Origin of the sequence: Selenomonas sp. oral taxon 138 str. F0429, from assembly GCF_000318175.2 — a bacterium.
Lineage (GTDB): Bacteria > Bacillota > Negativicutes > Selenomonadales > Selenomonadaceae > Centipeda > Centipeda timonae.
This window is the reverse complement of the sequence record NZ_KB290937.1, coordinates 1-1,244: the sequence shown is the minus strand read 5'-3', so window position 1 is coordinate 1,244 and position 1,244 is coordinate 1. Positions and strand designations below refer to the sequence as shown.

At 51.6% G+C, this 1,244-nt stretch carries 3 protein-coding genes; 2 read left to right on the top strand and 1 reads right to left on the bottom strand.

Going from position 1 to position 1,244, the window contains the following annotated elements:
* Positions 1 to 446 (bottom strand): phage portal protein (locus HMPREF9163_RS12380; protein ID WP_009440557.1); only part of this gene is annotated, 446 nt, incomplete at its 3' end.
* A gap of 64 nt (positions 447 to 510) precedes the next feature.
* Between HMPREF9163_RS12380 and HMPREF9163_RS04855 the strand changes: the two genes are divergently transcribed.
* Both HMPREF9163_RS04855 and HMPREF9163_RS04850 read left to right on the top strand, forming a co-directional pair.
* A complete protein-coding gene (locus tag HMPREF9163_RS04855) occupies positions 511 to 882 on the top strand; it encodes a type II toxin-antitoxin system RelE/ParE family toxin (RefSeq protein ID WP_037346132.1) in 372 nt (123 codons plus the stop codon).
* The gene (locus HMPREF9163_RS04850; protein WP_009440555.1) at positions 879 to 1,154 is read left to right on the top strand and encodes a helix-turn-helix domain-containing protein; all 276 of its coding nucleotides are present in this window, start codon (positions 879 to 881) and stop codon (positions 1,152 to 1,154) included. Before HMPREF9163_RS04855 ends, HMPREF9163_RS04850 begins: the two co-directional genes overlap by 4 nt.
* Positions 1,155 to 1,244: the final 90 nt, after the last annotated feature.

Here is a 1,244-nt window from a genome sequence, read left to right as displayed (position 1 = left end):
GTGTAGGTGTAGTAGAGTTCCCCCGTGCGGCTGTGGCGGCTGACCTCCATTTTGTCCGGGAGCAAAGGATAGAGTCCGAGGACACGCCCTCTGCCATCTCGAAGTATCTGAGCATAGGCGTTTCCCCACAGGAGGAGATGTGCCATAAGAGTCTCGCGGAATACGAAACTCGTCATCTCTGGGTTCGGCGCATCGTGGAGCAGGAAGTACAGCGGATGCTCCGGCACACGCTCTTTGCCCTGCCCTTTGTAAGCATAGACGTGAAGCGGCAGTCCCGCGATGGATTCCGCGAGGATGCGCACACAGGCGTAGACCGCCGTCGTCTGCATGGCAGTCCGCTCATTGACCGCCTTGCCCGCCGCCGTCTGCCCAAACAAAAAGGACAAGCCGCCGAGATGATTCATGGGCTTGTCCCGCGAACGGAAGAGTTTGCTGAATAGGTTCATGGGATTCTCCTTGCACAATGATAGCTTTTATGCTATCATCAAAATATCTGTAAGAGGAGTAAATATGTACCAGATTGAATTCTACGAGAAAAGAAATGGTGTATCCGACGTATGGGATTTTCTCGAGGACTTGCGTGAGAAAAGCGGGACGAACAAAGACGCTCGGATTCAATATGAGCAAATTGTCTTCTACCTTGACCTCTTGGCGCGCAACGGAACAAAACTGCCAAGCAAGATTACAAAGCATCTGGAAGATGATATATGGGAGCTTCGCCCCGGAAACAACCGCATCTTCTACTTCTATTACGCAGGCGGTCAATATGTTCTGCTGCACCATTTTCGGAAGAAAAGCCAGAAAACACCGCCAAGAGAGCTTGCCCGTGCAAAAGAAGCACGGAACGATTACCTTCGTCAGCAAAAGGAGCGAGGAAAATGAAAACATGGGAAGATTACAAGAATCACGTAAAGTCCATTGATGCAGAAAGCCGCAGAAATATGGAAGAAATCGAGGAGATTGCAGCCATCGTTTCCTCGATGATCGAGCGGCGCACCGCCCTCGGCATCAGCCAGAGAACGCTTGCGCAGCGTTGCGGTTTGCCGCAGTCCTCTGTCGCACGCATCGAATCCTTCAAAACAACGCCCAAAATAGATACCTTGGTAAAACTCATGCAGCCGCTTGGACTGAAACTCCAAGTTGCCGCACTCTGAGTCGGAACTCGAATCACAGCAGCAAGATTCCTCGCTCGTCATAGACAGACGCGGAGGTATCATTTCCACACCGAATCGCACGATCCAGAG

Bases quoted from the DNA above. Each gene is read 5' to 3' on its own strand.
- HMPREF9163_RS04855 (WP_037346132.1), top strand. From the start codon at position 511: ATGTACCAGATTGAATTCTACGAGAAAAGAAATGGTGTATCCGACGTA.
- HMPREF9163_RS04850 (WP_009440555.1), top strand. From the start codon at position 879: ATGAAAACATGGGAAGATTACAAGAATCACGTAAAGTCCATTGATGCA.